The 23,654-nt window shown below is 58.1% G+C and carries 25 protein-coding genes; 24 read left to right on the top strand and 1 reads right to left on the bottom strand.

The window, feature by feature from the left end:
* Nucleotides 1-166 precede the first annotated feature (166 nt).
* The 15 genes from FIV39_RS14100 (at nucleotide 167) to FIV39_RS14030 (ending at nucleotide 13,357) form a co-directional block, all read left to right on the top strand.
* Complete coding sequence (locus FIV39_RS14100; protein WP_020300887.1) at nucleotides 167-922, top strand: PFL_4669 family integrating conjugative element protein; 756 nt, start codon at nucleotides 167-169, stop codon at nucleotides 920-922.
* A complete protein-coding gene (locus tag FIV39_RS14095; RefSeq protein ID WP_032903630.1) occupies nucleotides 919-1,437 on the top strand; it encodes a DUF3158 family protein in 519 nt (172 codons plus the stop codon). The genes FIV39_RS14100 and FIV39_RS14095 overlap by 4 nt, the downstream gene beginning before the upstream one ends.
* Complete coding sequence (locus FIV39_RS14090) at nucleotides 1,434-1,937, top strand: single-stranded DNA-binding protein (protein ID WP_090406438.1); 504 nt, start codon at nucleotides 1,434-1,436, stop codon at nucleotides 1,935-1,937. The genes FIV39_RS14095 and FIV39_RS14090 overlap by 4 nt, the downstream gene beginning before the upstream one ends.
* A gap of 225 nt (nucleotides 1,938-2,162) precedes the next feature.
* Nucleotides 2,163-4,130, top strand: a complete 1,968-nt coding sequence (locus FIV39_RS14085; protein WP_090406441.1) for a DNA topoisomerase III — start codon at nucleotides 2,163-2,165, stop codon at nucleotides 4,128-4,130.
* Between the two features lie 898 nt (nucleotides 4,131-5,028).
* Nucleotides 5,029-5,610 (top strand): STY4534 family ICE replication protein, encoded by a 582-nt coding sequence (locus FIV39_RS14080; protein WP_090406444.1) that lies wholly within the window; start codon nucleotides 5,029-5,031, stop codon nucleotides 5,608-5,610.
* Nucleotides 5,611-5,681: 71 nt separating this feature from the next.
* Nucleotides 5,682-5,939, top strand: coding sequence for a hypothetical protein (locus FIV39_RS14075; protein ID WP_090406447.1), 258 nt, complete (start codon nucleotides 5,682-5,684; stop codon nucleotides 5,937-5,939).
* A 101-nt stretch (nucleotides 5,940-6,040) separates the two neighbouring features.
* On the top strand, nucleotides 6,041-6,535 hold the full coding sequence (gene radC, locus FIV39_RS14070; protein WP_090406450.1) for a RadC family protein: 495 nt from the start codon (nucleotides 6,041-6,043) through the stop codon (nucleotides 6,533-6,535).
* A 52-nt stretch (nucleotides 6,536-6,587) separates the two neighbouring features.
* Nucleotides 6,588-7,334, top strand: a complete 747-nt coding sequence (locus tag FIV39_RS14065) for a DUF5983 family protein (protein ID WP_090406453.1) — start codon at nucleotides 6,588-6,590, stop codon at nucleotides 7,332-7,334.
* A gap of 106 nt (nucleotides 7,335-7,440) precedes the next feature.
* Nucleotides 7,441-7,983: a PFGI-1 class ICE element type IV pilus protein PilL2 gene (pilL2, locus tag FIV39_RS14060; RefSeq protein ID WP_090406456.1), complete on the top strand. Its 543-nt coding sequence runs from the start codon at nucleotides 7,441-7,443 to the stop codon at nucleotides 7,981-7,983.
* Entirely contained in the window at nucleotides 7,980-8,651 is a 672-nt protein-coding gene (locus FIV39_RS14055) for a chemotaxis protein (protein ID WP_090406459.1), read from the top strand. The genes pilL2 and FIV39_RS14055 overlap by 4 nt, the downstream gene beginning before the upstream one ends.
* Before the next feature lie 9 nt (nucleotides 8,652-8,660).
* Complete coding sequence (locus FIV39_RS14050; protein ID WP_090406463.1) at nucleotides 8,661-9,380, top strand: TIGR03759 family integrating conjugative element protein; 720 nt, start codon at nucleotides 8,661-8,663, stop codon at nucleotides 9,378-9,380.
* Nucleotides 9,362-9,910, top strand: a complete 549-nt coding sequence (locus FIV39_RS14045; RefSeq protein WP_020300897.1) for a lysozyme family protein — start codon at nucleotides 9,362-9,364, stop codon at nucleotides 9,908-9,910. The genes FIV39_RS14050 and FIV39_RS14045 overlap by 19 nt, the downstream gene beginning before the upstream one ends.
* Nucleotides 9,907-10,422 carry an integrating conjugative element protein gene (locus FIV39_RS14040; RefSeq protein WP_090406464.1) on the top strand — a complete coding sequence of 172 codons (516 nt, stop codon included), beginning with the start codon at nucleotides 9,907-9,909 and terminating at the stop codon, nucleotides 10,420-10,422. Before FIV39_RS14045 ends, FIV39_RS14040 begins: the two co-directional genes overlap by 4 nt.
* 8 nt (nucleotides 10,423-10,430) lie before the next feature.
* A complete protein-coding gene (traD, locus tag FIV39_RS14035) occupies nucleotides 10,431-12,536 on the top strand; it encodes a type IV conjugative transfer system coupling protein TraD (protein WP_090406467.1) in 2,106 nt (701 codons plus the stop codon).
* Nucleotides 12,537-12,625: 89 nt separating this feature from the next.
* The gene (locus FIV39_RS14030; protein WP_090406470.1) at nucleotides 12,626-13,357 is read left to right on the top strand and encodes a TIGR03747 family integrating conjugative element membrane protein; all 732 of its coding nucleotides are present in this window, start codon (nucleotides 12,626-12,628) and stop codon (nucleotides 13,355-13,357) included.
* A 73-nt stretch (nucleotides 13,358-13,430) separates the two neighbouring features.
* On the opposite strand, the gene FIV39_RS14025 is transcribed toward FIV39_RS14030, so the two are convergent.
* The gene (locus FIV39_RS14025) at nucleotides 13,431-15,749 is read right to left on the bottom strand and encodes a hypothetical protein (RefSeq protein WP_090406473.1); all 2,319 of its coding nucleotides are present in this window, start codon (nucleotides 15,747-15,749) and stop codon (nucleotides 13,431-13,433) included.
* A gap of 415 nt (nucleotides 15,750-16,164) precedes the next feature.
* On the opposite strand from FIV39_RS14025, the gene FIV39_RS14020 reads away from it, so the two are divergent.
* The 9 genes from FIV39_RS14020 to FIV39_RS13980 are packed head-to-tail and all read left to right on the top strand — an operon-like array spanning nucleotide 16,165 to nucleotide 23,635.
* Nucleotides 16,165-16,500, top strand: coding sequence for an integrative conjugative element protein, RAQPRD family (locus FIV39_RS14020; protein ID WP_090406476.1), 336 nt, complete (start codon nucleotides 16,165-16,167; stop codon nucleotides 16,498-16,500).
* Complete coding sequence (locus tag FIV39_RS14015) at nucleotides 16,497-16,736, top strand: TIGR03758 family integrating conjugative element protein (protein WP_090406479.1); 240 nt, start codon at nucleotides 16,497-16,499, stop codon at nucleotides 16,734-16,736. The genes FIV39_RS14020 and FIV39_RS14015 overlap by 4 nt, the downstream gene beginning before the upstream one ends.
* Nucleotides 16,737-16,753: 17 nt before the next feature.
* On the top strand, nucleotides 16,754-17,125 hold the full coding sequence (locus FIV39_RS14010; protein WP_090406482.1) for a TIGR03745 family integrating conjugative element membrane protein: 372 nt from the start codon (nucleotides 16,754-16,756) through the stop codon (nucleotides 17,123-17,125).
* Nucleotides 17,126-17,132: 7 nt separating this feature from the next.
* Nucleotides 17,133-17,546, top strand: a complete 414-nt coding sequence (locus tag FIV39_RS14005; protein ID WP_090406485.1) for a TIGR03750 family conjugal transfer protein — start codon at nucleotides 17,133-17,135, stop codon at nucleotides 17,544-17,546.
* On the top strand, nucleotides 17,543-18,184 hold the full coding sequence (locus tag FIV39_RS14000; RefSeq protein ID WP_090406488.1) for a PFL_4703 family integrating conjugative element protein: 642 nt from the start codon (nucleotides 17,543-17,545) through the stop codon (nucleotides 18,182-18,184). Before FIV39_RS14005 ends, FIV39_RS14000 begins: the two co-directional genes overlap by 4 nt.
* Nucleotides 18,181-18,993 carry a TIGR03749 family integrating conjugative element protein gene (locus FIV39_RS13995; RefSeq protein WP_090406491.1) on the top strand — a complete coding sequence of 271 codons (813 nt, stop codon included), beginning with the start codon at nucleotides 18,181-18,183 and terminating at the stop codon, nucleotides 18,991-18,993. The genes FIV39_RS14000 and FIV39_RS13995 overlap by 4 nt, the downstream gene beginning before the upstream one ends.
* The gene (locus FIV39_RS13990) at nucleotides 18,983-20,503 is read left to right on the top strand and encodes a TIGR03752 family integrating conjugative element protein (protein ID WP_090406494.1); all 1,521 of its coding nucleotides are present in this window, start codon (nucleotides 18,983-18,985) and stop codon (nucleotides 20,501-20,503) included. Before FIV39_RS13995 ends, FIV39_RS13990 begins: the two co-directional genes overlap by 11 nt.
* Nucleotides 20,466-20,882: a TIGR03751 family conjugal transfer lipoprotein gene (locus FIV39_RS13985; protein ID WP_090406497.1), complete on the top strand. Its 417-nt coding sequence runs from the start codon at nucleotides 20,466-20,468 to the stop codon at nucleotides 20,880-20,882. Before FIV39_RS13990 ends, FIV39_RS13985 begins: the two co-directional genes overlap by 38 nt.
* Nucleotides 20,882-23,635, top strand: coding sequence for a conjugative transfer ATPase (locus FIV39_RS13980; protein ID WP_090406500.1), 2,754 nt, complete (start codon nucleotides 20,882-20,884; stop codon nucleotides 23,633-23,635). Before FIV39_RS13985 ends, FIV39_RS13980 begins: the two co-directional genes overlap by 1 nt.
* The last annotated feature ends 19 nt before the right edge of the window (nucleotides 23,636-23,654 follow it).

The following is a 23,654-nucleotide window of genomic DNA, read 5'->3' as shown; positions in this document are numbered from 1 at the left end:
ATGAACGTAGACGTCAGTAGATTTGATGCCGGTGGCATCAAATCTACTGACGTCTCCATAATTAGCCCTCTTAAACCAAACCGAACAGACCGCATTCAGTTTTTTGGCTGTCCTTGACCCTCATCTGCCGCAACGTTTCCGTCCAAGCGAATGCGAGGACAACGCCGTGGCCGATCATTACCAACTCAACCTGGGTTCATTGCGCAGCAGCATCACCCTGACCCTGCACACTCACCACGCCGCCCGTATCTGGCAAGGGCGGACCGCACGCGAAGGCGTTCACTCGATCATGGGCATGGCCGGCTACATCAGTGTCACCAACCTGATCAAACAAACCGCGGCTCAGGACGATCCCTATGCCGACTGGGCCATCGTACAACTCGAAGAAAAACTGATGCAGGCCAAGGCTGGGATGCTGGAACTGACCCAACAGCTGGATCGGATCAGACAGGACCTGCCGACACAGATCGACATGGGCGACAACCTCAACATCCACCCCGTCACCTTGCCGTTGTACATCGGCAGCCAGCTGGGTTTTCTGGCGGTCTACCTGCTGACCGACTACGACACCCTGGTGCGTCGTACCCTATTGGCCCATCACACAGCCTTGATCGGCCGCGTCGACATGGAAGCCTGGATCGATGACGGCGCCCATCTGCTGCGCAGCCTGTTCGGCCAGGCGCAGCGCTATCGGCATTCTGGCGTCACCCGTGATGACATGGCAGCGAACAATGCCCGTGCTCTGGCGGCCATCGAGAAGATGGGTTTGCCCCCCATGGACATTCTTGAGGGTCATCGCCGCTCCCAGTTCGCGCCACCGATCATTCGTCGTGGTGCTGTGGCAGTGGATGACGCGGACGCATTGGCAGAGGAAGCGAGAGAGCCATCTGCGACGGTGGATGAGCCGGAGGACGAAGCATGAATCTCATGATCCCGGCTCAACCAATGCCCTTCGAAGCGTTAACACCGGATGCCTATCGACAGCTCGAACACGCTGCCTCCCTAAAAGGCCTTTTAAAACCTTTTAAGGGTAAGGGGGAGTTGGACCACCTGGCGCAGGTGGCGAGGGAAATCGAGGCGCAGTTATGTCACCTGATGGAAGCTGTTGTGCAGCAAGCCGGACAGCCCCCGTACTCACTGCTGGATATTCGATTGGTGCTGCAGAACACCAGCGCGGGCAGCACCTTTTTGCGTTGGCGCACCCGTGACTTCGCCCGCATGGGGGTTGCGGTCTGGGAACGCCAGGTCCGCAACAAGACCCAACCGCAGGCCGTACGCGAGGGGTTGCACCGTTTCGAATGCAACCGTATTGCACTGAACCTGCAGATGAGCGTGGTGCATTCGCTTTACCGCCAGGCCTCGACCTGCGCGATCAAAATGGCCAGTGCCGAACGGCTGCTGCGCCAGTTCACAACCGCAGCGGAGATATCACGATGAGTACTTTTTTCGTCGGCGAAGGCAACATCGGCAGTGCGCCAGAGTTCCAGGAATTCGCCTCAGGCAATGACGAGCCACGGCGTTTGCTACGGCTGAATGTGTACTTCGACAACCCCGTGCCACGCGAGGGCGGCTACGAAGATCGAGGCGGCTATTGGGCGCCGGTTGAGCTCTGGCACCGCGAGGCTGAACACTGGAGCACGCTGTACCAGAAAGGTATGCGTGTGCTGGTCGAAGGCCGCACCGTACGCGATGAGTGGGAGGACAGCGAAGACAATGCGCGGGTGACCTTCAAAATCGAGGCCCGTCGAGTCGGCATTCTGCCTCACCGGGTGCACAGCGTGGTTATGCGCGAACGATCCAGTGAACCCGCGGCATCTGCGCCACAAGTCGGGAAAAGTCCAGAACAGGCCAGTTCACCAGCGGCGAAACCCAGAAAGCGCAGTGGGCAGCCAGCGGCGAAACCCAGAAAGCGCAGTGGGCAGCCACCTGCGGACTGACAGACTTCAGGCATAAAAATTGCGCCTTTGCGCGAAGTTGCTGGTGTGTTTCTACACGCTGCTCGTGAAGATCCACACTGCCGTCCACCCGCAACGGGTTAGCAGCCGCGGCCCATTCAAGCCTGCCTTCACCTTCTAATATGAGGAACCTGTAATTCAGGTTTTTCATATCTCGCGACTGCTGTTACCAACAACGCTGTTCCGAACTCAATCCGGAGCAGTTCTATGCGCCTCTTCCTCTGCGAAAAACCCTCTCAAGGTCGAGACATTGCCAAGGTACTCGGGGCCACTCAGCGTGGTGAGGGTTGCCTGATCGGCACAGAGACAACCGTCACCTGGTGTATCGGTCACCTGCTGGAGACAGCACCGCCTGAAACTTATGGTGAACACTTCAAGAGTTGGTCGTTAGATCATCTACCGATCATTCCCGCGCAGTGGCAGGTCGAGGTCAAACCCAAGACTGCGGCACAGTTCAAAGTCATCAAGCGCCTGCTCAGTAAAGCCACCACCGTCGTCATCGCGACCGACGCCGACCGCGAAGGTGAAATGATTGCCCGCGAGTTACTGGAACTCTGCAAGTATCGAGGCCCCGTTCAGCGCCTCTGGTTGTCGGCACTCAACGAGGCGTCGATTCGCAAAGCATTGTCCTCGCTGAAGTCTGGTCAGGAGACCTTCCCGCTCTATCACTCAGCCCTCGCCCGCAGCCGTGCTGACTGGCTGATCGGCATGAACCTCAGTCGTTTGTTTACCCTCCTCGGTCGGCGGGCAGGCTACGACGGCGTGCTGTCGGTTGGACGCGTACAGACACCCACTTTACGCCTAGTGGTCGATCGGGATCGTGCGATTGCCAGTTTCGTTCCGGTGCCCTACTGGAACGTTGAAGTGCACCTATCGTCGAGGGGTCAGCGATTCATCGCATCGTGGTTACCGCCAAGCTCAGGACAGGACGAAGCGGGTCGTTGCCTGCAACAGGCGCTTGCCAGTCAAACGGTCCAAGCGATCTCTTGCAGCAAGACCGCCACAGTACTCTCGCTGCAGACTGAGCATTTCCGCGAAGCGGCGCCCCTGCCCTTCGACTTGAGCACGCTGCAAGAAGTCTGCTCGCGCAAGTTGGGACTCGGCGTTCAGGAAGTCCTGAATATCGCCCAGGCTCTGTATGAAACCTACAAAGCCACCACCTACCCGCGCAGTGATTGTCGCTATTTACCCGAAAGTATGTTCAACGAGGTACCTGGGGTATTCGATGCCCTGCTCAAAACCGATCCCACCCTGCGGCCCGCATTCGGAAGACTCGATCGATCACTGCACTCCCGCGTGTGGAACGATGCCAAGGTCACCGCGCACCACGGCATCATTCCCACCACCGAGCCGGCGAACCTCGCGCGGATGTCCGAACAAGAACGCCAAGTCTACGAACTGATTCGTAGCCACTACCTCGCGCAATTTCTTCCGTCTCATGAGTTTGATCGAACCCAGGTCGAACTGGAATGTGGCGAAGAACGATTGACCGCTGTTGGCAAACAGATCCTGGTCCAGGGCTGGAAAGGCTTGCTCTCCGAAAACACCGAAGACGATGAGCCCAGTCACAAGTCCCAAGTATTGCCCGTCCTGCAACAGGGTACTCAGTGCGCAGTGAACGACGTCGAACTCAAGTCCATGCGCACTGCCGCTCCCAAACCTCTCACCGAAGGCGACCTGATCAAGGCGATGAAAAATGTGGCCAAGCTGGTCAACGACCCACGCCTGAAACAGAAACTTCGGGACACTACCGGTATCGGTACCGAAGCCACGCGAGCCGGCATCATCAAGGGGTTGATTGATCGCGGTTACTTGCTGAAGAAAAAACGCGCCTTAATGGCCTCCGCAGCGGCCCATACCCTGATTGAGGCGGTACCCGCCGCAATCGCAGATCCGGGCATGACCGCGATCTGGGAACAGGCCCTGGACGAAATCGAAACGGGACGCCTAACCCTTGATGCGTTCGTCGCCAAGCAGGCGAACTGGATTGCGCAGTTGGTTGCACACTGCGGAACGCTCATCTTGCCAATAGCGGTCGAAACCGGCCCGGGCTGCCCCATGTGCAACGCTTCAATGCTCAGGCGAAAGGGGAAATCAGGGCCGTTCTGGTCATGCTCCCGCTACCCAGATTGCAAGGGCACTGTGTCGATCAGTAAAGATACGCGTCGCTCATGATGTTCCATGGGACGATCATTATGAGAACGGTGCGTTCTCTGCCTTGACGTCGTCCCACCCTCTCTGCTGTAGTGCCTCAGGATCATCGCCAATGGCGACCCAAGACCGATTTGCTCCGGGTAGCTCGGTCGAACTCTTCGAGTTCGGAGCCTTCTCTTCTGCGGGATTTCATTCCCGTTTTGTGCTTGACCTGATCGTGGTGGCGGATGACCACTGTTGCCTCTAGCCGGCAACAGCGGTCATCCGCTTCGGCGATCGTATTCAGTCCCGGAGCCCGCCGGGGAAACACTGGGCACCTTTTGTGCGCGGATGCGTGCCAGCATGTTCCGACCCAGGCCACGACAAGGGTCGGTTGGCGAATCATGGCGCAGTTCAACCAAGTGTTGCGAGGCGCTGGTCGACTGCGTAAGACCGCCAAAGGTGGCTTTTCTCTTCCTCGCCTGGCTCCCCGCCAGGCCCACTCTTCATTTTCTTCATTCCAGTGACTGCCACTGTATTCCAGGCGTAAAAAATCGGGTTGCAGCGCCTTGACGCTCCCCTCTGACAGGCTTATACAAAAGGTGTGGTTCGCTGTCGTTGACAGCCCAGCCCAGGTAGCTTGAACCTTCAAGGCTACGCCACGTTCGTGGTGGTTTACCCAAGTGCGATCAGCGTTCGGAAGCTCGCACGGTTACCGCCTCAGCGGTGATGAATGCCCACTACCTCATGTCTGCTAACCACTACCGCAGACGTTCCTCAGCTGCACCGTTATTCCCCCCAGACGCATCGTTCTGATCGTCATCGGCTTGCCAGTGGTGAGTCGTTCATCGCTCTTCTTCACCTTACCCACCCTGACGGGGGCTCACTTCCCCATCAGGGACTGTGCGTCGCCGCGTCCCCTTGAAACAGGAGAACCACCATGGCCCACGCCAACCAATCCAAAGAAATGAACACTTACTTCAACCTGCACACCGTCGGTATCGGCTACCTCAACCGTGTTCGTGAAGTCCAAGTCCGCCGCGGCCAACCATTCATGGCCTGCGATATAGCAGCCCTGCACGGTGCCACCGATGCGGTGGAGTACACCCGCTTCGACTGCAAAGTCGCTGGGGGTGAAGCTGAACGCTTAATTCGTCTCTATATGGACGCCGTCAACGCCGAGAAAAAGGTCTTGCTGTCGTTCCGTATCGGCGACCTGTGGATCGATCCGTTTCTCTATGAGAAAGGCGAGAAACAAGGCCAACCGGGCGCCAGCCTGAAAGGTCGTTTGCTGTTCATCGACTGGATCAAGGTCAACGGCACGTTCGAATACAAAGCGCCCGCCAGGCAGGAAGCAACAGCACCTGCTGAGCAAGCGCCAAACAGTGAACCATCTCCAACATCGGCTGATGCCGAAGTTGAGGAGGCCGAAAACCCAATAGAGGCTCGGGTTGAACCTGAAACCCAATCCTCTCCACGCACGGTTCACCGTGACGCCTCCCGTACTGCTCAGTCTGCCTGAACAGTCCTCGATGTTTCTCACCAAGGCGCTCCCTCGAGCGCCTTTTCTTCAATCCGCACAGGAGAACCCTCATGGAATCCTTCTGGCTTTGCGACGACTGCCTGTTCGCTGCGGCTTACGAGGACTACAGCACGTTATCGCTGTATCACTCGCAGGATGAGGTCGAACAACGCATCGCCGCGATACATCGTGGGCTGGTTCGGTTGATGCCAATCAGTGCCGACTTCGATCCCGAAGCCGGCTGGGGAATAAGAGCCTTTTCTCCATTGCCTTGCGACGGCTGTGGTTCACATCTACACGGCAAACGCCACCGATTCACTCGGCTGTAAACAACACGTCACCTGCTAACGCCCACGACTCCACACCCACCTTGGGGATACCACTCCCCTCGGGCGTGTACCCCCTGATTGTTCCCTTCGGAGGTACCGCCATGAGCACCCAACTCACACTGATCGAGACTTCGTATTTCGAGACTGATCGCATTGTCCAAGAAAATCGGCTGATCGACGAAGCGCTGCGTATTCTGGATCGTCGGCTGTTCGCCCGTGGCCCTATCCTGACGTCGCCTGACACCGTGACCTCGTACCTAAAACTGCACCTTGCGCAACAAGAGCATGAAGTCTTCGGTGTGATCTTTCTCGATGCCAAGCACCGGGTGCTGGCATTCGAAGTCCTCTTTCACGGCAGCATTGATGGCGCCAGCGTTTACCCCCGCCAAGTCGTTAAGCGTTCCCTAGCGCATAACGCTGCGGCCGCCATTTTGGTTCACAACCATCCCTCGGGTTGTACAGAACCCAGCCAGGCGGATCGCGTCTTGACCGCACGGCTGAAGGAGGCCTTGGCCTTGATCGAAGTGCGCGTATTGGATCACTTCATCGTGGGTGAAGGTCGTCCTCTCTCCCTTGCCGAATACGGCTGGCTTTAACCCTCACAGGCGCCTTCGGGCGCCTTGTTCATTTTCATTCTGGAGAACCCTCATGAACCCCGCACACCAAGCCCCAGCTCTGCTGATGGCCTCAACCCCATTTGCTCGCGGTTACGACAACCTTCATATCGAACGGCTGCTACTGATCACCTACGAAAACGACTGCCCTCCCTGCGTTCGACCAGTGCACGACTCACAAGCACATCTGCCCGACAATGAGCTGCAACTGTTCACCTGCCTGTTCAATGACGATTTCGCCTTGATCAGCGAAGGCCAATCCATTCCGGATGAATTGGATGAACGCTGCCAGTCCACCGGGTTGGTGCGCCAAGTGATCTACGCCGTGATGGGCGACATGCTCAACGAGCGGCATCACCTCGGCGATCTGTACTCCCTGGAAGAAGCCCAAGCCATGGTCCATCGCTTGAGCTTCGAAACGGGGCACTACAGTCGAGCCTGGGAGATCAGTACCGCACACCTTCCTGAAGAAGCGATGTTCTATCTGGAAGGATGGGCAAGTAACTCCGCTCCGAGGCAAACCGGCCTTTTGTTCGAGCTTTTCGAGTTGCCGGATTGCTGCGGCATCGGTTGCAAGCTGATTGGCACGCCATGGACGGACGAAAACTTGCTGAACATTGAGGGCAAACGTTATTCAAGCTTGAGACAAGAGCAACTCGACGCAGGCACACCGGAAGTCCTAGTCAACGTACTGTACCTGGCGGCATTGGCGGATGCGAGATTGTTGATCTTCGACCCCGACGCTGCCGTCTTGAATGGGCTCGCTATTTTTGATGAATAGCAACGCGTTCAGCGTTAACACGACCCGCCTTGAATCAACTTTCTCACTGAGTTGCTCCTTCACCTCATGTCAGGTTTTGCACTGAATCTGTCATGAGGTTTTTTCCATGGAGCGTTTTTTCACGCCTGTCTGCCTGCTGGGTTTGTTGAGCGCCTGCACCGCGCAAATCCCCAATACATTGCCGACCCATCCAGAGATCGACAGTGGCTCCAATCGGGCCCAGCTTTCGAGGGGCACAGCGGAAGGAAACCATCCGACAGAACTCCGCTATGGCCGCTATACGCTGGTCAGCACCGAGCCCACCACGGAACAACGCGATCTTCTCGCTCAAATCATTGAAGTGAACATCCCGTCCAGCCTAAACCCCTCAGTGCAGGATGCGTTGCAGTACGTATTGCAGCGCTCGGGCTATTCGCTCTGCCCCGTTACTGCGTCGGTGAAGTTGCTGTTTACCCGGCCTCTGCCTGCAGCCCATTACCGGCTTGGTCCAATCCCTTTGCGCCGCGCGCTACAAGTGCTGGCTGGCCCCGCCTGGCAACTCACGACCGATGAAGTCAGCCGTTCGGTCTGCTTCGAACAGCAGAAAACGGATGCCGGTGTCGCGCTGATTACACCCGTCTTGCCCCATCAATCGGAGGCGCGGTCATGAAAGCCTCAACGTTTCAAACCCTCATCATCGGGCTCCTTTGCCTGGCGGTCGCCGGGCTGAGCGGTGGTTTGTATAACCAGTATCAACGCATGGCAAAACTGCAGAGCACGGACACGCAATACCGACAAACTTTGGACACCCTGCAACATGATTCAAGCGCCCTCAAGGATGCACAAGAGAAGCTGCAGTACGCGCTGAAAGACCTGAAGCAGATGGTCGATACTAGTGAGCAACAGGCCAATACCCTCGATCCGATGCTGGATCAGTGGGCGCAAGAAATACAGGAACTGCGCGACGGTCTGGCAGCCCGCGCCACCGAGGCGGACATGACTGCGCTACGCGTACGCCTTGAGCACGTCGAGCAACAGCTCGTGGAGCTCAAGACCCAGCCATCAACTCCACCATCGACGTCTTCCACGGCCAAGCCGAAAAAAAAGACTCGCCCTACACCTGCCCCACTCTCGCCACCGTTCTCGGTGTTGAGTGTCGAGTCCCGCGGTGGTGAGCGCTTTCTGGCGGTCGCACCTCATGACAGTCGCTCTCTCATGGATGTTCGGCTGCTGCATAGCGGCGAGCAGCTCGGAACTTGGCACCTGAAAGTGCTGGAACCGAACTCGGCCATCTTCGCAGTGGCCACTCAGCCAGACCAGACCGTGCACCTCCCTTGAGAAGCGATCATGAACAGAGCACTACTGCCCACCGTTGTCTGTCTCGCTTCGCTACTGGCCATGGGCGCTGCGATGAGCACCCCCGTCACGACACAGTCACGGAACCAGGACACGCAGGTCGCTCCTCTGGGGCGCTCTCACTCTGAACAGGCAGCGAGTTGGGGCCTGACGGGGCAGGAGTGGACGCGCTTCGAACAGATCCAAGCCGGCCCACGCGGTTTCTGGAGCCCGAACCTCGATCCGTTGACCGCGCTCGGGGTTGAGGCCCAGACCGACCAAGAGCGCCAGCGCTATGCCGAATTACAGGTAGCGCTGGAGGCCAAACGCGCCGAGCGCGAGTTGGCCTACCAAAACGCTTACACCGCGGCCTGGGCCAAGCTGTTTCCCGGGCTGCTACCGATCCAGGGCATGGCATCCCCGCCCCCTATCAGCTCAGCGGCCGCGCCGCGCCAGGCTCTATTTGTGGAGGACCACTGCTCAGCGTGTACCGCCGAAGCCCAGCGTCTGCAAAGCAGCGACACGGCGTTCGATATCTACCTGGTGGGCAGCAAAGGCGAGGATGAACGCGTCCGTAGCTGGGCTCGGCAAGCGGGCATCGATCCCGTCAAGGTTCAACGCCGGCAGATCACCCTGAACCATGACCGTGGTCGCTGGTTCAGCCTGGGTGCCCCGGGGCCAATGCCTGCCACATTTCAACAGGTGAATGGACAATGGCAACGCCTCGACTGAGTGGTCTTGCGCTGGTGCTGACGGTGCTCGCCGTCCAGGCCGACCAACTTCCGCCTCCGGCCTATCAATTGGCGGCGCATGACGCCGACATCCCTTCTATGGTGCTATTCGCAATTGCCCTGCAGGAGAGTGGTATCCACGTCCGTGGTCGATTGCTGCCCTGGCCCTGGACCCTGAACATCGCCGGAATACCCTACCGCTTCGCCACTCGCCAGGCCGCCTGTCACGCCTTACTTCAGGCGCTCGCGCGACATGACGCCAAGCGGGTCGATGTCGGTCTTGGACAAACCAACCTGGGTTACCACGGGCAACGTTATTCCAGCCCCTGCGAAGCCCTTGACCCTTACCGAAATCTCGCCGTGACCGCCGCGCTGTTGCAGGAGCATCACGCCACCACCGGTGATTGGGTATCAGCTGCCGGCCGATATCACCGCCCGGCAGGAGGAACGCCGGCCGCGCGTTACCGCGCCGGCTTTTCCCGGCAACTCGAACGGTTGCTGGTTTCTTTCAAACAGGGCACACCACCATGAAGCGAATCCCCATCGTCTGTTATTTCATCCTGCTCTTGGTATCTTTCGCCCAGCCGGAACTGACCGTAGCCGGGGATCAGCCTAGCGACTTCACCCGACACCATTTTCAAGTTGCCAGGCCGCTAATAAACAACAAGATCCAGCCTGATCGGGCTATGCATGCGGACCTGTCCACGTTTGCCGATGAGGCCTGGATACTACCCATCCGTAGCCCCCACTTGAGCCCCGGCCAGATCACGTCTCGCGCCCTGAACATGCCGGGCTTGCGGCCATTTTTTCTGGTCGGTGACGATCCCCTGTCGCTGACTTGGCTGCGTCAGCGCGCTGCTGAACTGCAGGAAATGGGCGCGGCTGGCCTCGCCGTCGAAGTAGCCGACACTGAAGCCCTGGCCCGAATTCGCGCAGCCGCTCCAGACATCACCATCCTGCCGGTCAACGGCAACGACATCGCCACCCGCCTGCAGATTTTGCACTACCCCGTCTTGATCACCGCCACCTCATTGGGACAGTGAGTCAGGTCATGGCCGAGCATGCGATGGAGTCCAAGCTCCGGCCAGCGGTCGAGTTGTACACCGTAACAATCTGCATCGCGGCGGCAGTGCTGTGCGTGTACTCGCCCTGGGCCGTGGCCCTGTCACCCGAGATCGGGCAGGTTGCGGCGCTGGCCTATACCCTGTTCGGCCTGATCCGCCTGCGACAAGCCTGGGAGGTGTTGCGCTATCGGCGCAATATCCGCCGGCTGCCCCGCTACGAGCTGACCAGCCGGCAGATTCCGGTCAGTCGTAAGCGTTTGTTCATGGGTCGCGGCTTTCGCTGGACCCGCCTGCACACCCAGCGCTTGGTCGAGGCCCAGGATCCGGCGGTCGCCCATTATGTCGACCAACCGACCCACTACCGGCTGGCACGTGAACTCGAACGGCGCCTGGAGCATGCACCGTTTCCGCTCTCTACATTGGCCCGTGTCACCGCCTGGGACAGTGCCTTCAATCCGTTGCGCCCTTTACCCCCAGTCGGTGGCTCGCCGCTGTTGCATGGGGTCGAGCCCAACGAAACGGAAGTCAGTCTGCCGCTGGGCGAACGGGTCGGACACACCCTGGTGCTGGGCACTACCCGTGTCGGCAAGACGCGACTCGCCGAGGTGTACATCACCCAGGACATTCACCGCGTCGAACATGAAGTGGTGATCGTCTTCGATCCGAAGGGCGATGCCGACCTGCTCAAACGCATGTACGTCGAAGCCAAACGGGCCGGTCGGGAAAAGGAATTCTATGTTTTCCATCTAGGCTGGCCAGAGATCTCCGCGCGTTACAACGCTGTGGGACGTTTCGGGCGCATCTCGGAGGTAGCATCGCGCATCGCTGGGCAACTCAGTGGCGAAGGCAACTCCGCAGCCTTTCGCGAGTTCGCCTGGCGCTTTGTCAACATCATTGCCCGGGCTTTGATCGAGTTGGGCCGGCGCCCAGACTACCTGCAGATCCAGCGACATGTGGTCAACATCGACGCACTGTTCATCGAATACGCCCAGCAGTTTTTCGCCAAGACCGACCCGAAGGCGTGGGAAGTGATCGTCCAGCTTGAAGGCAAGCTCACCGAGAAGAACATTCCCCGGCATATGATCGGGCGCGAAAAGCGCGTGGTGGCGATCGAGCAGTACCTGGCAGTGAAGCGGGTATTTGATCCGGTATTGGACGGACTGCGTTCAGCAGTGCGGTATGACCGTACTTACTTCGACAAAATCGTTGCCTCGCTACTGCCGCTGCTGGAGAAACTCACCACCGGCAAGACCGCCCAGTTACTGGCCCCCAACTACACTGATTTAGGTGACCCGCGGCCAATCTTCGACTGGATGCAGATCATCCGAAAACGCGGCATCGTCTACGTCGGTCTGGATGCGCTGACTGACGCCGAGGTGGCCGCCGCTGTGGGCAACTCCATGTTCGCCGACTTGGTCTCGGTCGCGGGCCACATCTACAAACATGGTATCGACCACGGCCTGCCTCAGTCGGGTAGGAACAGTGACAAGCTGCCGATCAACCTGCACGCCGATGAGTTCAACGAGTTGATGGGCGATGAATTCATCCCGCTGATCAACAAGGGCGGCGGTGCCGGTATCCAGGTAACCGCCTACACCCAGACCCTCAGCGATATCGAAGCACGTATCGGCAACCGCGCCAAAGCTGGCCAGGTTATTGGCAACTTCAACACCCTGCAGATGCTGCGGGTGCGCGAAACCGCTACCGCTGAACTACTCACCCAGCAGTTGCCCAAGGTTAACGTGCTGACCAAGACCCTGGTGTCGGGTGCCACCGACACCTCCGATCCTGAGGCCAACACGGACTTCACCTCGTCCTCCCAGGACCGTGTCAGCAGCACCAGTGTGCCGCTGATCGAGCCTGCTCATATCGTCAGTTTGCCCAAAGGGCAAATGTTCTCCTTCCAGGCCGGTGGCCAGCTCTGGAAAGTCCGCATGCCGTTGCCAAAACCCTCCAACGACGATGCCATGCCCAAAGACCTGCAGGAACTCACTCAGCGGATGCGGGCGGCCTACAATGATCAGGCAGGGCAATGGTGGAGCGCAAGCGGTGGTGGCCCAACAACTAACTTCGATCTGGATCAGGTGGGGTAGCCCGCCCCACCACAGGTTTCGACTCAGCAGAAAACGATCCAGAAGGCGTCGTGCCCACATCAACTCTGCAGCACGCGATGGAGTGAACAATGGCAACTTCCGCCCAGAACACGCCGCCACAACCGATCCAGCGCCCGGGATTGATCATCACGACGATCAGCCTGGTCCTGCGCATCATAGGTTTGCTGATTGCGTCGTTGCTGTTCTCGATCCTGATCGAATGCGCTGGTTTGCTGCTGTTTTGGGGCGATCAGGGTTGGCGTCACAGTCAGGCCATGCTGACCAGTGAGTTGGGCTGGCTCAGCGAGCACTTCAAATCTTCACTCATCCTTCAACAACCCGGGCAAACGATTGTCCAGTGGCTGGATTTTCTCAATCAGTGGCTGCTGGTCAAGACTGGCTTTGCGGACTTCTCCCATCAAGCGCGGGTATCGGCTCAGGGCAATGGTTTCTGGGGCTGGATCAACCAGCTCTACGTGATTATCGAGGACTTTGTGCTGGCGGCGGTGTATGTCACTTTCACCTTCGTGGTGCGCCTGACTATTCTGGTCCTGGCCACACCCCTGTTTCTGTTGGCCATGTTCACTGGTTTTGTCGACGGTTTGATGCGCCGCGACCTACGCAAATTTGGAGCGGGCCGGGAAAGCAGTTTTGTCTATCACCGCGCCAAGCGGGCATTGATTCCACTACTGGTCGTGCCCTGGATTATTTACCTATCCCTGCCTTTTTCGGTCGATCCCATGGCCGTTTTTTTGCCTTGCGCCATGATGCTTGGGGTAACCATGGCAATCACAACAGCAACGTTCAAAAAATACATCTGAAGATTTTACCTACGAACTTTCAGGTGATGAGTGCTTATGGTAGAGAACACGATTCCCCTGTCGACACGACGACTCATTTCTCGAGTAAATCCTCAACCTTATTTTTCCACATAGTCCAACTGCTGATTTCGGTCGCCAACTCTTGCAGCTGACTCACCGAGATGCCGCGTTTAGCCGCTTCGCGAACCTGCTCCCTAACGATATTCGGGTTGTGGTAATTGCAACGATTTCTAATTGTGCCAATCAGATAAGCGACCTCGTTAGCCCCCGTATCTATGCGCTGTGCCAGAGTTTTTGCAAGAGCCGTCAGTGCCAGATCTGGTTTACTTTCATGCGCAAAAGCTTCGGCCATAACTTCAATCACCTTTGAGTACCCGTGACGTTTGGCCAAGCTCAGTATTTGGTTTTCCCCTTTCAAAGCCAGTTTCGCCCTGCGAAGGCATCCATTCCAAGAGTCGATAACCAAGTGATTCCCAGCCGCCGGAGGGATTGAACTATCAATACCTTTGTAGCGTTGGCCAAGCCAGATCTGCAGAGTGAGGATCTCAGCCGGGCTGAGCGAGACAAGTGATTGGTCAATGGTTTCCATGGCAGAGTAAAGGTTAGCAGGCAACGGTGCAGGGACCGGACATACAACCTGCTCGCCCTCGAAATCCAAATGGAGTTGCGTTGCTGCAAGTCGCTGTAATTTTGCTCTAACTTCTGGACGAATCGTTTGAATTCGCTCTACCTCGTGAAGCTTAGCGTCAATCTCCACTGCCTTCTCGAAAGCTGTCAGCAGGGCGTAGCTATCGGTATTAGTACCCACCCAACCATAAGCAAATACCACATCTCTACTAGGCTCAAGATTTAGGCGTTCCAGCGACGCAAGCGCCCCCTGATAGTCACCTAGATTGGCCTGTCGGAAAATATACTCAACGCCGTACCGGGTCGGAGCGACCTCGGCAAGCTCAGCTAGCCAACCAAGGTAGTTATTGCTGCAGTCCTCATCACGGTTGACCTTTGCAATGTTTCTCTTCGCAAAAGGGAACAGCATCGATAACACTCGGAGCCGATTCGCTGATGCAACTTTTTTGAGCTGCGCTTTAGCCCCATCAAATAAAGGGCCGAACTTCAAATCAACGTCATCCCATCCAGACAAGAGTTCCAGGGCATCAACGTCCTCTCCCTCCTCGAACTCGTACTTCTCCAGGTAGTCGATCATCAAAGCACCAAGGGTCTTCAGGTCCTTAGTAGAAAATTCGCTGAGCAGCTCAGCAACCTCGTAGGACGGAGCTTCAGCCCATAGCTGTTGGACACAATTGGTAAACACCTCTCCAAACGCATACTGAGCGTCATTGAGCAGCAGAAGACGAAAACGGTTTGAGGACTCGGTGTTAGGCAGTCGACGAAACAATTCAAGTTCAAATCCGTCTAATGGCTGGAACATCGACGGCCAAGAATCGTACGGGCCCTCGGGAAGAAAGCGCGTGTAACCTTCAACCATACATGGTGATTGGTAACACACCAGGGTGTCGACATTCGTGCGCTCTAAGACAAACGCAGCACGCTCGAATTGTCCACTCGACGCATAGGAAAAAAGTTCTACAAGAGGATCGGATAAAAAATCATCTGCGTATTCATTAGGAATGCTGTCAAGCAGATCTACCTGGTTGCTCATAACCGCAGCGCTGACCAGCGCTCTATACATTTTCTCTTCCAATTTGCTGTAGCGGGCGACGAATACTCGCGCGGCCTGTTGTGCAATTTCTTTTTTGGCGACGAAATTGGCTGCACGGCAAACGGTGGCCATATTAGGGGCCGTTTCAAAATCGATGGTGTCCAAAAGGGCGAAGACAGCATCGCGATCTCGATCTGCGAGGGCATTTAGCAACTCCGAATGCCACTTGCCACCTGTGGTCAGCGTGGGGTAAACAACCCTATGAAGATCAATGAAAGACTGATGTCCACGGCGGTTGTGCATGCTGACACCATACCAAGACATCAACACCAGACGGCCTGCGTACGGATTAAAATCTACGTGGTCCCTGATCCACGTGGTCAGGCGAATTAATTCCTTCGGTTTTTCATATTCATCAGGCTTGAGGTCAGAATCCCACCGCTGATGAATTCGGTGTATGGCTTCTACTTGGAGCTCCAGCCCCATCTGAGAGCTAGAATTCAAGTCATCACCTATCAGATCACCGTCATTGCCACCAACGCTGCCAATGCAGAGCTTGGCGAAGAGGATTTTCTCGCGCAACAAGCGACCCGGCGATTCAATCTGCCAATAGAGGTCCAGCGCTTCCTGATACTGATCGGCCAGCAAGCATCCGTCGCCCTGCCCCTCAATCGTGGCTACATTCGGTTCTGGTTTCTCTTTGGAGCGAAATAACTGATCCAGGTTAAGCATGAATGCCCCTTTATGAATTCGGGTAAGGCCGTATCAGGGGCCAATAATGTCACAGTCAAGTGAGTGTCTCCGGCATACATTTTTGACCGGAACTCAAACCGTAGTGCGGTTAACCAAGACGATGAAGCACATCCACTCTCACCCCATAGTAGACGTAGGCTAGACTCAGCGAGCCTAATGAGTAAATGGCGACTTTCCAGTAACAAGCACTGGTCATGTACCCTAGCCTGCGAAGCAGACGAGGGCGAAATACTCCTAGCCTCCTTCTATTCACCAGCGTCAAGGAAAGGACAGCTGTCCGTAAATTTCCGCAGTGCTCCCGCCCAGAAAAAGCGATTCATCACACCTCATATTTCCTACTGAATAATTCGACCTCTGACTTGATTCTGTCCTCAGATCCATAAGGGCCAGCATCATGTCGACTACCGTCTCTCGCCGCTCCTTACTATTTGTACTGACCATCATCCATGGCAGCTGCTATGCCGCCTCGGCTTATGAGCAGGAACAGCTCAGCCTGGTCCAGCAACAGCTCGACACTATCGAGCGCCTAGCGGCACGAGCTAAAGCATCCAGCCAGTCTGAAACCCATGAACGCTATCGCTTCGACTATCCCCGCCTGTCTCAGGACATCCAACGTATTCGCCAGGGTGTGCAGGGCTATCTGTCCCCCTCTCGCGCCCAACCGCGCGATCTCAGTGAGTTGGTCGGCGATTACCGCCTCAATACTCCGTCCTCGGAGCCTTCGCCATGAGCATGACTGACACTCAGACCGCTGCCTTCCAAAACGCCTCCGGCTTCTCGGCACAGAGCAGTTCGACGCTGTGGCTGTCCCTGGTTCTCGTTCTGGCTTTGCTTTGGTGCGCCTGGGTGATGTGGACGGCCTACCGGGGTTGGGCCACCGGTAGTGTGCGCTTTGGAGCCTTCGGCGGCAGCTCCGCGCGCGTGCTGCTCACCTTGCTGGTTTTGATGTTCTTCACCCTGTCCTAACACCGGAGATCACCGTCATGCTCAAGTGCCTTGCCCCTCTGAAAAACAACCTGCGTGATCGTGCGAGCCAGCGCTTGATCGGTCTGCTGCTGGTACTCGGCCCAAGCCTGGCTTTTGCCGAGCTCCCCACCATGGAAGCCCCTTCGCGCGGCGAAGGATCCGGGTTGATCGAGACGATAAAAAACTATGCCTACGACGGCGGCATCTTGCTCGGTCTGCTGATCGCCCTGCTCGCTTTTCTCGGTGTGGCTTGGCATTCCCTGACCGTGTATGCCGACGTGCAGAACCAGCGCAAAACCTGGAAAGACTTGGGTGCCGTAGTCGGCATCGGAGCCCTGCTGGTGGTGATCATCATCTGGTTCCTGACCAAGGCTGCCACTGTTCTGTGAGGATGGCATGAACGACACTATCGAACGCCTTGCCGACGGCACGTTGGTCTTTCTACCAGAGCGACTCAATCGTGATCCCGCCGTATTACGCGGTTTGACCAATGATGAGATGTGGGTAGCGCTTGGCACCGGCGCAGTCATTGGCCTGCTGCTGGGCGTTCCTCTGGCGATCGCCACCGCCTCCATTGCCGTGGCGCCGACCAGCATGATCGCAAGCATGGCGGTGGTGTTATTTGCCGGTGGCACACTGCTGCGTCGGGCCAAACGGGCTCGCCCCGAGACCTGGTTGTACCGCAAGCTCGAATGGATACTCGCCAGCCGTTGGCGCCTGGGACGCGGAAGTTTGATCCTGCACTCCGGTGCCTGGACGGTCCGCCGTTCGCGTCGGCTGCGCCCTGCTCTGTCCGGGTGGCAACCGTGAGCCGTTTTCGGAACAAGGTCGATGCCCAACAGGCCCATATCTTCAGCCTGCGTCTGGCGGTAGCGATCCTCGCCCTGGTCTGTGCCGGACTCTGGTATGGCTGGCGCTCAGCACCGACCGACCTGACCGTGCATGTCCCCCCGGATCTGCGCTCGGGCAGCACTCGCAAGTGGTGGGATATCCCTTCAGAGAATGTGTATGCCTTTGCCCTGTACATCTTTGGTCAGCTCAACCGCTGGCCCTCAGATGGAGAGCAGGACTATCGCCGTGCCATCTATGGCTTGCAGTCCTACCTGACACCCTCCTGCAAGGCCTTCCTCGATGGCGACTACGAGTACCGCAAGGCCGCCGGCGAACTGCGCCAGCGGGTGCGTGGCGTCTACGAAATTCTGGGCCGAGGCTACAGCGAAGATCCGGAACTCAGGGTCAAGCAACTCGACCGCGACAGCTGGCTGGTCAAGCTCGACCTCAACGCAGATGAGTATTACGCCGCCGAACCGGTGAAACGGGTGGTGGTGCGTTATCCATTACGCGTGGTGCGTTTTGATCTGGACCCCGAACGCAATAAGTGGGGGCTGGCACTAGATTGTTATCAGGGCACTCCGCAAAAAATCTCCCTGCCTGGAGGTGAGCCATGAAGCGGATTTCTACCCTGGGACTCACCATCGCACTGATGCTATGGGGAGCTGCAGCGCAGGCCGTCGAGCTGATGCGCTGGGAACGCCTACCCCTCGCGGTCCCTCTGGTGATCAATCAGGAACGAGTGGTCTTTATCGATGAGGATGTTCGAGTCGGCGTGCCCTCAACCCTGACGGGCAAGCTGCGCGTGCAATCAACTGGCGGCACGCTGTACCTGCGCGCGTCGGAAGCCATTGCACCGACCCGACTGCAATTGCAATCAGTCACGACGGGCGAGATCATCCTTCTGGATATCGTGGCCACTCCCGGCGATCAATCGCTGGAGCCCTTGCGCATTCTCAAGAATGCTCAGGTGCAAGCTACCGAGGCTGAATCTAGCACCGCCCCTGTTCCAGAACGTACACCGATCCCGGTCTCTTTGACGCGCTACGCCGCGCAAAGCCTGTACGCGCCTCTGCGCACTGTGGAGTCCCTGCACGGTGTACGCCGCGTCCCGCTCAAGCTGCGCACCGAACTGCCAACCCTGCTGCCAACCGAAAACGTGTCCAGCACACCTATCGCCGCCTGGCGACTCGGTGATTACTGGGTGACGGCGGTGAAGTTGCGCAATCGTGGTTCAGAGACTCTGCAACTCGACCCGCGTCGACTTCAGGCCAAGCTGTTCGCCGCGGCCTTCCAGCATGCTTTCCTCGGGCCTGCCGGCAGCGCTGAAGACACCACGGTTGCCTACCTCGTCACCCGCGGTGCTGGCCTCGAACACGCCGTGCTGCTCCCGCCCGTTGCGCGAGGTGCTGACGATGAAGGCTAACGCCTTGCTCAAATGGCTGGTACCGGCTGCACTGTTGGCCGTGGTGTTTATCATCCTGAAAACCTGGGTCGCGGGTAGCAGTAGTTCCTCTCCAGAGAAGCCGGTTGATCAGGGCAACCTTCAGTTATCCGCCGAGCAAGCCAAGTCGCTCGGCATTGCTGGCGATACCCCACGCGACACCGTCGCCACCCTGGTCGGCCAGGTGAAGGCCATGCGCAGCGACATGCTCGGTTTGAAGAAACACAATGACTCACTGCAGACGGAAAACAACCGCCTGCGCGAGCGGGAAAGCAGTGTCGATTCGCGTATCCAGACGGCGCTTGGCAGTGTGACCCAGCAAGTCGACGAAGGCCGCCGCCAAGCCAACGAGGCCCGACTCAAAGCGGAACAAGACAGTCGCCAGGCCCGTGGTCTGCTGGCGCAATTGCAGGACCAGTTGTCGGGGCTGACCGGCAAAGGCAAGGATATGCCGATCGGATTGGGGCTTGAGCCGGGCGACGGTGCTCAATTCGAAGGGCAGCATTCTGCCAATGATGCGCTGCAGTGGATTGAGCCCTCGGATGCTCCGTCCACCGACGCCCGAGGCAAAACCAAGACCTCCTCCGCACTGAGTCTGCCTACCGCGTTCAACTCGCTGGAAGGCTTGAACGATAACGCCATTGATCGCAGCCAGAAACCGCTACATGCAGTCACCAAGGCTGAGCGTGATCTGACACGATCCGTTGATCGTACCGAAGGCGCGAAGCCGGTCTACACCATTTCCGAAAATGCGACATTGATGGGCTCGGTCGCGATGACCGCGCTGATCGGCCGAGTCCCGGTGGACGGCACAGTGAATGATCCCTATCCCTTCAAGGTGCTGGTCGGTCCGGAGAATCTGACTGCCAACGGCATCGACCTGCCGGACGTCGCGGGGGCCGTGATGAGCGGCACGGCGTCCGGTGACTGGACCCTGTCTTGCGTACGCGGACAGGTCGAGTCGATCACCTTTGTGTTTACCGATGGCACCATCCGCACGGTGCCTCAGCCGAAGGCGGTTGCCAGCCGCAATGCCTCCACTACCCAGAGCTCAAACACCGACAAAATCCGCGGTGGACTCGGTTACTTGTCCGATCCGTATGGCATTCCTTGCATTGCCGGCGAGCGCCGCTCGAACGCCCAGCAGTACCTCGGCAGCCAGAGTCTGATCACTGCGGCCGGCGCGGGTGTCGCCGCCTTGCTCGGGAGTGAGCAGAACAACAACAGCAGCGTGATCAGTTCGGGCGGCAGTACGCTCGGGGTCACCAGCAGCAGTGGCAATAGCGCGCTGAATTCAATTCTCAGCGGTGGGGTCAGCGACATCCGCGAGTGGGTCACCAAACTGTATGGCGAGGCCTTTGCTGCCGTGTACGTCCCACCGGCCGCCCAAGTCGCACTGCACCTCGACCATGAGATCACCATCGACTACGAGCCCAAGGGCCGGAGCGTTCGCCATGAAAAAAACCATGCTTCTCTGCCTGACCTGGATTAGTTTGCCCTGCTGGGTCCTGACGGGGTGTTCCACCAACAAGGAGACGCTGCTGCCCCATGGCGAGCAAACCATGCTGGACATCTGGAACGGCGCTGGTTCGCAAGGCACTCAGCAGCAACTGCTGGACGCTCGGCAGCAGTTACGCCGCCCCCTGGCTCAGGCAGATTTCTCCGCCTCTCTCCAAGAACCATACACTCGCACAGCGACGAACGAGATCCATAATCTGTTCCCTCGCCTGCCCAATCCCGATCTGGTGCTGTACGTGTATCCGCATTTGAGTGGTACCGAGCAGGCACCGGTTCCGGGGTACTCTACCGTCTTTCCGTTCTACCAACGTGTGCAGTACGCATTACCTGGTGAACGTCAGGACGACTTGTAGTGCGTACCGGCGATTCGGGCAACCGCACTGCCGCGTGGAAAACCTGGCGCAACCCATTACGCCCTCGCGCCACGTTGGCCGATGACGCCGCACTCTATGCGCACAACCCCAGCTTCACCGATCACCTGCCGTGGGTCGAGTACCTCGACACCGAGCAATGTTTTCTGCTCGATGACAATCGCTCGGTGGGTGCGGTGTTCGAATTGCTGCCCATCGGCACTGAAGGGCGCGAACCCGATTGGTTGATGGCGGCCCGCGATGCCCTTGAGGATGCCCTGCAGGATAGCTTTGACGAGCTGGATCAAGCGCCTTGGGTGGCGCAGTTTTTCTGCCAGGACGACAACGACTTCACCCCCTACCTGACCCGGCTCATTGATTATATTAAGGACAGTGCGCGAGACACCATCTTCACCGAGGCGTATTTGGAACTCAGCCGCCGTCATCTGAAGGCCATCGCCAAGCCCGGAGGTCTGTTTGAGGATAAGGTGGTGACACGCCTGCCCTGGCGTGGCAATAACCGCCGGGTGCGCCTGGTGGTCTATCGCTGGCTTGAGTCTGACGTTGAGGCGGCGGGACTCACCCCGGTGCAATCCCTGCAACAGGCTTGCGAACGGGTCACGGCTTCATTGCAAGCGTGCGGGGTGCAATCGGCGCGTGTCGATGGCCGAGGTCTGTATGCCTGGTTAGTGCCCTGGTTCAATCCAGCCCCCACGCTCACCAATGAAGCACCCGAGGATTTCTACCAACACGTGGCCTATCCGGAGTCGGGCGACGGCGAGTCGCTGGAACTGCCCTTCGATCATGACTTCGCCGAGCGGCTGTTCTTCAATGAGCCGCGTTCGGATGTCCAACGCGGACTTTGGTTTTTCGACGATCAGCCCCACCGGGTCATGGTGGTGGACAAACTGCGGCGGGCACCATCGATTGGTCAACTCACTGGCGAAACCCGCAAGGGCGACGCGGTGAATGCCCTGTTCGACCAGTTACCCGAAGGGACGGTGATGAGTCTGACCTTGGTGGTCAAACCCCAAGATGTGCTCGAAGACCAGTTGAATCGCCTAGCGCGAAAAGCCATCGGTGAAAACCTGGCCTCGACCCAGACCCGTCAGGATGTCGAAGAAGCCCGCGCGATCATCGGCCGCCAGCACAAGCTGTATCGGGGAACCCTGGCGTTTTACGTGCGCGGTCACGATGAACAGCAACTGCACCAGCGCTCGGTCAGCCTGGCCAGCGCACTGCTGGGTGCGGGGCTGCAACCGGTACGTGAAGGCGACGAGGTCGCCGCCTGCAACAGTTACCTGCGTTGGTTACCGATGGCTTACAACCCGGCCCGCGAAACGCGCAACTGGTACACGCGTTTGATGTTCGCCCAGCACCTGGCAAACCTCGTTCCAGTCTGGGGCCGCAGCACCGGCACCGGCCACCCGGGCATCACCCTGTTCAATCGTGGTGGCTCGCCGTTGAGCTTTGATCCGTTGTCACGTCTAGACCGGGCCATGAACGGCCATCTGCTGTTGTTCGGTCCGACTGGCGCCGGCAAGTCGGCCACCCTGGTCACCCTGCTGATGCAGGTCATGGCGGTGTACCGCCCTCGCCTGTTTATCGTCGAGGCCGGCAACTCATTCGGTTTGCAGGGAGAGTACTTCGTGACACAGGGCCTGTCGGTCAACAAGGTCCAATTGAAACCTGGCGCCTCGGTCAGTCTCGCCCCGTTCGCCGATGCTTGGCGTCTGGTCGAGCAGCCGGATCAGGTGGCGAGTCTGTCGATCGATGAGTGGGACGATGAGGTGGTAACCAGTCACGAAGACCAGCGCGATGTTCTCGGCGAACTGGAAATCACCGCCCGCTTGATGATCACTGGCGGCGAGGCCAAGGAAGAAGTGCGCCTGAGCCGAGCCGATCGCAGTCTGATCCGCGAGTGCATTCTCGATGCGGCGCAGACGTGTGTCGCGGCGAGCAGACAGGTACTGACCCACGACGTGCGCGACGCCTTGCTGCGCGTCGCCGCCGACACGCACTTGCCGGAGAAGCGTCGCGAGCGCGCCCAGGAAATGGGTGAATCCATCGACCTGTTCTGCCAGGGCTTCGAGGGTGAACTGTTCGATCGCGAGGGCACGCCTTGGCCCGAGCGCGATGTGACCATTGTCGATCTGGCCACTTACGCTCGCGAAGGCTACGAGGCACAGATGTCCATCAGCTACATCAGCCTGATGAACACCGTGAACAACCTTGCCGAACGCGACCAGTATCTGGGAAGACCGATCATCATGGTCACCGACGAAGGCCATATCATCACCAAGAACCCGTTGCTGGCACCGTTCGTGGTCAAGGGCACGAAGATGTGGCGCAAACTTGGCGCATGGTTCTGGTTGGCGACACAGAACCTCGCCGACTTTCCGACTGCCGCACAGACCATGCTCAATATGATCGAATGGTGGATTTGTTTGAATATGCCACCCGCTGAAATCGAGGAGATCGCTCGTTTCAAGAAGCTTTCACCAGCACAGAAAGCCTTGTTGCTCTCAGCCAGCAAGGAACCGGGCAAATACACTGAAGGCGTGGTGCTGTCGAAGAAACTCGAAACACTGTTTCGAGTCGTGCCGCCCAGTCTTTATCTCGCCCTGGCCATGACGGAGCCCGAGGAAAAAGCCGAGCGCTGGACACTGATGCAAGACAATGGCTACTCGGAGTTGGAAGCGGCCTACCGGGTAGCAGAACGGATCGACAGAGCGCGAGGAATAGAGCCGGAATAAGGGGGATTTGGCCCCGGCC

It is taken from the genome of Pseudomonas grimontii, assembly GCF_007858185.1.
GTDB lineage: Bacteria > Pseudomonadota > Gammaproteobacteria > Pseudomonadales > Pseudomonadaceae > Aquipseudomonas > Aquipseudomonas grimontii.
The sequence above is the reverse complement of the archived record's forward strand: the minus strand, read 5'-3'. Positions and strand labels throughout refer to the sequence as shown.

What these genes read in the sequence shown, in the direction of transcription:
- FIV39_RS14095 (WP_032903630.1), top strand. Translation starts at nt 919, where the DNA reads ATGAATCTCATGATCCCGGCTCAACCAATGCCCTTCGAAGCGTTAACA.
- FIV39_RS14090 (WP_090406438.1), top strand. Translation starts at nt 1,434, where the DNA reads ATGAGTACTTTTTTCGTCGGCGAAGGCAACATCGGCAGTGCGCCAGAG.
- FIV39_RS14085 (WP_090406441.1), top strand. Translation starts at nt 2,163, where the DNA reads ATGCGCCTCTTCCTCTGCGAAAAACCCTCTCAAGGTCGAGACATTGCC.
- FIV39_RS14080 (WP_090406444.1), top strand. Translation starts at nt 5,029, where the DNA reads ATGGCCCACGCCAACCAATCCAAAGAAATGAACACTTACTTCAACCTG.
- FIV39_RS14075 (WP_090406447.1), top strand. Translation starts at nt 5,682, where the DNA reads ATGGAATCCTTCTGGCTTTGCGACGACTGCCTGTTCGCTGCGGCTTAC.
- radC (WP_090406450.1), top strand. Translation starts at nt 6,041, where the DNA reads ATGAGCACCCAACTCACACTGATCGAGACTTCGTATTTCGAGACTGAT.
- FIV39_RS14065 (WP_090406453.1), top strand. Translation starts at nt 6,588, where the DNA reads ATGAACCCCGCACACCAAGCCCCAGCTCTGCTGATGGCCTCAACCCCA.
- pilL2 (WP_090406456.1), top strand. Translation starts at nt 7,441, where the DNA reads ATGGAGCGTTTTTTCACGCCTGTCTGCCTGCTGGGTTTGTTGAGCGCC.
- FIV39_RS14055 (WP_090406459.1), top strand. Translation starts at nt 7,980, where the DNA reads ATGAAAGCCTCAACGTTTCAAACCCTCATCATCGGGCTCCTTTGCCTG.
- FIV39_RS14050 (WP_090406463.1), top strand. Translation starts at nt 8,661, where the DNA reads ATGAACAGAGCACTACTGCCCACCGTTGTCTGTCTCGCTTCGCTACTG.
- FIV39_RS14045 (WP_020300897.1), top strand. Translation starts at nt 9,362, where the DNA reads ATGGCAACGCCTCGACTGAGTGGTCTTGCGCTGGTGCTGACGGTGCTC.
- FIV39_RS14040 (WP_090406464.1), top strand. Translation starts at nt 9,907, where the DNA reads ATGAAGCGAATCCCCATCGTCTGTTATTTCATCCTGCTCTTGGTATCT.
- traD (WP_090406467.1), top strand. Translation starts at nt 10,431, where the DNA reads ATGGCCGAGCATGCGATGGAGTCCAAGCTCCGGCCAGCGGTCGAGTTG.
- FIV39_RS14030 (WP_090406470.1), top strand. Translation starts at nt 12,626, where the DNA reads ATGGCAACTTCCGCCCAGAACACGCCGCCACAACCGATCCAGCGCCCG.
- FIV39_RS14025 (WP_090406473.1), bottom strand. Translation starts at nt 15,749, where the DNA reads ATGCTTAACCTGGATCAGTTATTTCGCTCCAAAGAGAAACCAGAACCG.
- FIV39_RS14020 (WP_090406476.1), top strand. Translation starts at nt 16,165, where the DNA reads ATGTCGACTACCGTCTCTCGCCGCTCCTTACTATTTGTACTGACCATC.
- FIV39_RS14015 (WP_090406479.1), top strand. Translation starts at nt 16,497, where the DNA reads ATGAGCATGACTGACACTCAGACCGCTGCCTTCCAAAACGCCTCCGGC.
- FIV39_RS14010 (WP_090406482.1), top strand. Translation starts at nt 16,754, where the DNA reads ATGCTCAAGTGCCTTGCCCCTCTGAAAAACAACCTGCGTGATCGTGCG.
- FIV39_RS14005 (WP_090406485.1), top strand. Translation starts at nt 17,133, where the DNA reads ATGAACGACACTATCGAACGCCTTGCCGACGGCACGTTGGTCTTTCTA.
- FIV39_RS13995 (WP_090406491.1), top strand. Translation starts at nt 18,181, where the DNA reads ATGAAGCGGATTTCTACCCTGGGACTCACCATCGCACTGATGCTATGG.
- FIV39_RS13990 (WP_090406494.1), top strand. Translation starts at nt 18,983, where the DNA reads ATGAAGGCTAACGCCTTGCTCAAATGGCTGGTACCGGCTGCACTGTTG.
- FIV39_RS13985 (WP_090406497.1), top strand. Translation starts at nt 20,466, where the DNA reads ATGAAAAAAACCATGCTTCTCTGCCTGACCTGGATTAGTTTGCCCTGC.